At 66.8% G+C, this 5,248-nt stretch carries 5 protein-coding genes; 4 read left to right on the forward strand and 1 reads right to left on the reverse strand.

Annotated features, from left to right (window positions below; all coding sequences use genetic code 11):
• On the reverse strand, positions 1 to 879 hold an 879-nt coding region (locus AC1DUQ_RS17185), incomplete at its 3' end, for an AfsR/SARP family transcriptional regulator (protein ID WP_477074204.1).
• A gap of 446 nt (positions 880 to 1,325) precedes the next feature.
• On the opposite strand from AC1DUQ_RS17185, the gene nrdH reads away from it, so the two are divergent.
• From nrdH to nrdF, 4 genes are all read left to right on the forward strand, one after another.
• On the forward strand, positions 1,326 to 1,568 hold the full coding sequence (gene nrdH / locus AC1DUQ_RS17190; RefSeq protein ID WP_175349357.1) for a glutaredoxin-like protein NrdH: 243 nt from the start codon (positions 1,326 to 1,328) through the stop codon (positions 1,566 to 1,568).
• A gap of 99 nt (positions 1,569 to 1,667) precedes the next feature.
• The gene (gene nrdI, locus AC1DUQ_RS17195) at positions 1,668 to 2,084 is read left to right on the forward strand and encodes a class Ib ribonucleoside-diphosphate reductase assembly flavoprotein NrdI (protein WP_477062458.1); all 417 of its coding nucleotides are present in this window, start codon (positions 1,668 to 1,670) and stop codon (positions 2,082 to 2,084) included.
• The gene (gene nrdE, locus AC1DUQ_RS17200) at positions 2,054 to 4,201 is read left to right on the forward strand and encodes a class 1b ribonucleoside-diphosphate reductase subunit alpha (RefSeq protein ID WP_477062457.1); all 2,148 of its coding nucleotides are present in this window, start codon (positions 2,054 to 2,056) and stop codon (positions 4,199 to 4,201) included. Before nrdI ends, nrdE begins: the two co-directional genes overlap by 31 nt.
• Positions 4,202 to 4,232: 31 nt before the next feature.
• Positions 4,233 to 5,207, forward strand: coding sequence for a class 1b ribonucleoside-diphosphate reductase subunit beta (nrdF, locus tag AC1DUQ_RS17205; protein ID WP_477074205.1), 975 nt, complete (start codon positions 4,233 to 4,235; stop codon positions 5,205 to 5,207).
• Positions 5,208 to 5,248 lie beyond the last annotated feature (41 nt).

Genomic DNA, 5,248 nt, shown 5'->3' on the forward strand with positions numbered 1-5,248 from the left:
GGACGCGACCGCGCGACGGGCCACCTCGCCGGCCAGGCGCGTCTTGCCCGCCCCGCCCGTGCCCACGACGGTGATAAGCGCCGACGTCCGCAGCTCCTCCTCCACCCGGGCGATGTCGGTGTCGCGGCCGACCAGCGGGGTCGCCGCCCGGCGCCAGGCCGGCGGGAGGGTCGCGACGACCCGGGGTGCGGCCGCGCCCAGCTCCCCCTGCAGCAGCGCCAGGTGGGCCTGCGCGACGACGGGCGACGGGTCGGTGCCGTAGCGGTCCGCGAGCTCGGTCCGCACCTGGTCGACCACCTCGAGCGCCTCGGCGTCGCGACCCTGCGCCGCGAGCACGCGGACCAGGAGGGCCACGAGCGGCTCGTCCGGCGGGGTGCGCAGCGCGAGCCGACGCAGGTCGTCGGCCAGGCCGTCCACCTCGGCGAGAGCCAGCCCGGCCTCGGCCAGGACGGCGAGGACGCCGCCGAGCAGTCGCGTGGTCACCGGGTCCGCCAGGTCCGGGACGGCGGGCAGGAGCGTCCGCGCCTCGCGGGCCAGGTCCCGCGCACGTGTGGCGTCCCCCGCCTGCAGGGCCGCGCGGGCGTGCGTCAGACGGGACTCGGCGTCGTCGACGTCGATCTGCAGCCCGTCGGTGGGCAGGCGGTAGCCGCCGCCCGCGGCCTCGACCGCGAAGCCAAGACGGCGGGCGCGCGACACGAGGGCCTGCACGGCACCGGCGGCGTCCTCCGGTGGGAGCCCCTCCCACACGACCTCGACGAGCGCGACGGACGACACTGTGCGGCCGCGCGCGTCGAGCAGGGCGCCGACCAGGGCCGCGAGGCGGTCGCCGCGGACGGCCCGGCCGTCGACGGCGAGCCCTCCGAGCGTCGTGATCTGCACGCGCACAGCATCCCTCACGTCCGGCACGGGTCGGTCGGGTGCAGGTCGGGAAAGCCGACTCTGGCGTGTCGTGCCGGGCGTTCCGGGCGAATCGGACGGGTCGGGTGTGGACTGCCGTGTGGACCGGCCTGTGGGCACCGGACAGGTGCCTGTGGACGCCTGTGCACGGCCCCGCGAAGGTGCTGGTCGGGGGCCGTGTCAGTGGTCGCCGGTAGCCTGGAACTTCTCCACAGGGTGAAGAATGACACGCTTGTCACTACAACCCCTAGTGGTCCATTGCGTGTGGGACCCCTAGGTGTAGTGTCTAGTCACGACGCAGTGCAGAACCTTCTCGTCAGGCTCAGCACCTCGTCCGGCCCGGAGACGGGCCCTTCAACTTCAAGGAACTCGCTTCGCGAACGCTCTGGGGAGAGCGTGCCGCAGACAGACCACACGGGGAGCCCATCATGACGATCACGGTCTACAGCAAGCCGGCGTGCGTGCAGTGCAATGCCACCTACCGCGCGCTCGACAAGCTCGACACCGAGTACACGGTCGTCGACATCAGCGAGGACGCCGACGCGCGTGACTACGTCATGTCGCTCGGCCACCTGCAGGCCCCCGTCGTGATCGTCGACGGCGAGCACTGGTCGGGCTACCGCCCGGACCGCATCAAGGCGCTGGCCGACCGCCTGGCCGCCGTCGCCTGACGAGCTCCCCGGATCGGCGCCTGGTCTACGGACCGCGCCGGTTCGGCGGGTCTTTCGCGCCCGCACCACCGCACGACCCGAGCTGAGGGGATCCGACCGATGAGCTCCCTGGTCTACTTCTCCTCCACCTCGGACAACACCCACCGCTTCGTGCAGAAGCTCCGTCTGCCGGCCGAGCGCATCCCGCTCCGGCCGTCGGACGAGTTCCTGCGCGTCTCCGAGCCGTACGTGCTGATCGTGCCGACGTACGGCGGAGGGAACGAGAGTGGAGCAGTACCCCGGCAGGTCATCAAGTTCCTCAACGACGAGGACAACCGTGCGCTGATCCGCGGAGTCATCGCGGCCGGCAACACGAACTTCGGCGAGGCCTACTGCATCGCGGGGGAGATCATCGCGGCCAAGTGCCACGTCCCCTACCTGTACGGGTTCGAGCTCATGGGAACGCAAGAGGACGTCACAGCCGTCCGCGAGGGATTGGGAAGATTTTGGCAACGACAGTCGCAGATACCCGCGTAGAGACGCCGGAGCTGGATTACCACTCCCTGAACGCCATGCTGAACCTCTATGGCGCCGACGGCGAGATCCAGTTCGAGAAGGACCGTGAGGCGGCGCGCGCGTACTTCCTGCAGCACGTCAACCAGAACACGGTGTTCTTCCACGACCTGAACGAGAAGCTCGACTACCTCGTGGAGAACAAGTACTACGACCCCGAGGTCCTCGCGCAGTACGACCGCGCGTTCATCAAGACGCTCTTCGAGTACGCGTACTCGAAGAAGTTCCGCTTCCAGACGTTCCTCGGCGCGTTCAAGTACTACACGTCGTACACGCTGAAGACGTTCGACGGGAAGCGGTACCTCGAGCGCTTCGAGGACCGGGTCTGCATGGTCGCCCTCGCCCTCGCGGAGGGGAACCAGGACTTCGCCATCTCCCTGGTCGACGAGATCGTCTCCGGTCGTTTCCAGCCGGCCACGCCCACGTTCCTCAACCTCGGCAAGGCGCAGCGCGGTGAGCCCGTCTCCTGCTTCCTGCTGCGCATCGAGGACAACATGGAGTCGATCGCGCGCGGCATCAACTCCGCCCTGCAGCTGTCCAAGCGCGGCGGCGGCGTCGCCCTGCTGCTCAGCAACATCCGTGAGCACGGTGCGCCCATCAAGCACATCGAGAACCAGAGCTCCGGCGTCATCCCCGTGATGAAGCTCCTCGAAGACTCCTTCTCCTACGCCAACCAGCTCGGTGCTCGTCAGGGCGCCGGCGCGGTGTACCTGCACGCGCACCACCCGGACATCTACCGGTTCCTCGACACCAAGCGCGAGAACGCCGACGAGAAGATTCGCATCAAGACCCTCTCGCTGGGCGTCGTCATCCCGGACATCACGTTCGAGCTGGCCAAGAAGAACGAGCCGATGTACCTGTTCTCGCCGTACGACGTCGAGCGCGTGTACGGGGTGCCGTTCGCGGACATCAACGTCACCGAGAAGTACTACGAGATGGTCGACGACGCGCGGATCAAGAAGACCAAGATCAGCGCCCGCGAGTTCTTCCAGACGCTCGCCGAGCTGCAGTTCGAGTCCGGCTACCCGTACGTCATGTTCGAGGACACGGTGAACCGGGCCAACCCGATCGCCGGGAAGATCACGCACTCGAACCTGTGCTCGGAGATCCTGCAGGTCTCCACGCCGTCGACGTACAACGAGGACCTCTCGTACAAGCACGTCGGCCGCGACATCTCCTGCAACCTCGGCTCGATGAACATCGCGCTGTCGATGGACTCGCCCGACTTCGGCAAGTCGGTCGAGGTGGCCATCCGCGCCCTGACCGGCGTCTCCGACCAGACGGACATCGAGTCGGTCCCGTCGATCAAGCGAGCCAACGCGGGCGGGCACGCCATCGGCCTCGGCCAGATGAACCTGCACGGCTACCTGGCGCGCGAGCGCATCTTCTACGGGTCCGACGAGGGCCTCGACTTCACCAACATCTACTTCTACACGGTGGCGTACCACGCGATCCGTGCCTCGAACCTGCTGGCCCAGGAGCGCGGTCGCGCGTTCGACGGCTTCGCGGACTCGAAGTACGCGACGGGCGAGTACTTCGAGAAGTACACGTCGAAGGAGTGGAAGCCGAAGACCGAGCGCATCGCCACCCTCTTCGCCGAGGCCGGCGTGCACATCCCCACCCAGGAGGACTGGGCCGAGCTGGCCGCCCTGGTCAAGGAGCACGGCATCTACAACCAGAACCTGCAGGCCGTGCCGCCGACGGGCTCGATCAGCTACATCAACCACTCGACGAGCTCGATCCACCCGATCGCGTCGAAGATCGAGATCCGCAAGGAGGGCAAGATCGGGCGCGTCTACTACCCGGCGCCCTTCATGACCAACGACAACCTGGAGTACTACCAGGACGCGTACGAGATCGGCTACGAGAAGGTCATCGACACCTACGCCGAGGCCACGCAGCACGTCGACCAGGGCCTGTCGCTGACCCTGTTCTTCAAGGACACGGCCACCACCCGTGACCTGAACAAGGCGCAGATCTACGCCTGGCGCAAGGGCATCAAGACGATCTACTACATCCGCCTGCGCCAGCTCGCGCTGGAAGGCACCGAGGTCGAGGGCTGCGTCTCGTGCATGCTCTGACCCCCGTCCTGAACACGAAGGAAGCACTGCGATGAGCGAGAAGCTCAAGCTCGTCAGCCGCGTCTCGGCGATCAACTGGAACCGGCTCGACGACGACAAGGACGCCGACGTCTGGGACCGGCTCGTCGGCAACTTCTGGCTGCCGGAGAAGGTCCCGGTGTCCAACGACGTGCAGTCGTGGGCCACGCTGACCGAGGAGGAGAAGACGCTCACCATGCGCGTCTTCACCGGCCTGACGCTGCTGGACACCATCCAGGGCACGGTCGGCGCCGTCTCGCTCATCCCGGACGCGATCACGCCGCACGAGGAAGCCGTCTACACGAACATCGCGTTCATGGAGTCGGTGCACGCCAAGTCGTACAGCTCGATCTTCTCGACGCTGTGCTCCACCAAGGAGATCGACGAGGCGTTCCGCTGGTCGGAGGAGAACGCGAACCTCCAGCGCAAGGCCGAGATCGTCATGGAGTACTACCGCGGCGACTCGCCCCTGAAGCGCAAGGTGGCCAGCACGCTGCTGGAGTCGTTCCTGTTCTACTCGGGCTTCTACCTGCCCATGTACTGGTCCAGCCGCGCCAAGCTCACGAACACGGCCGACCTGATCCGCCTGATCATCCGCGACGAGGCGGTGCACGGGTACTACATCGGCTACAAGTACCAGAAGGGCCTCGAGAAGCTGTCGGCCGCGGAGAAGGCGGAGATGAAGGACTACACCTTCGAGCTCCTCTTCGAGCTGTACGACAACGAGGTCGAGTACACGCAGGACCTCTACGACGGCGTCGGGCTGACCGAGGACGTCAAGAAGTTCCTGCGCTACAACGCCAACAAGGCCCTGATGAACCTGGGTTACGAGGSSCTSTTCCCSMRSGACGAGACSGACGTCAACCCGGCGATCCTGTCGGCCCTGTCCCCGAACGCCGACGAGAACCACGACTTCTTCTCCGGGTCGGGCTCGTCGTACGTGATCGGCAAGGCCGTSAACACCGAGGACGACGACTGGGACTTCTGAGCCCCAGCGAAACCGAACGGCCGACCCTCTCGGGGGTCGGC

Source organism: Cellulomonas sp. P4_B5_2 (assembly GCF_056402235.1).

Excerpts from the sequence above, each read along its gene's own strand:
- nrdH (WP_175349357.1), top strand. The coding sequence starts at position 1,326 with ATGACGATCACGGTCTACAGCAAGCCGGCGTGCGTGCAGTGCAATGCC.
- nrdI (WP_477062458.1), top strand. The coding sequence starts at position 1,668 with ATGAGCTCCCTGGTCTACTTCTCCTCCACCTCGGACAACACCCACCGC.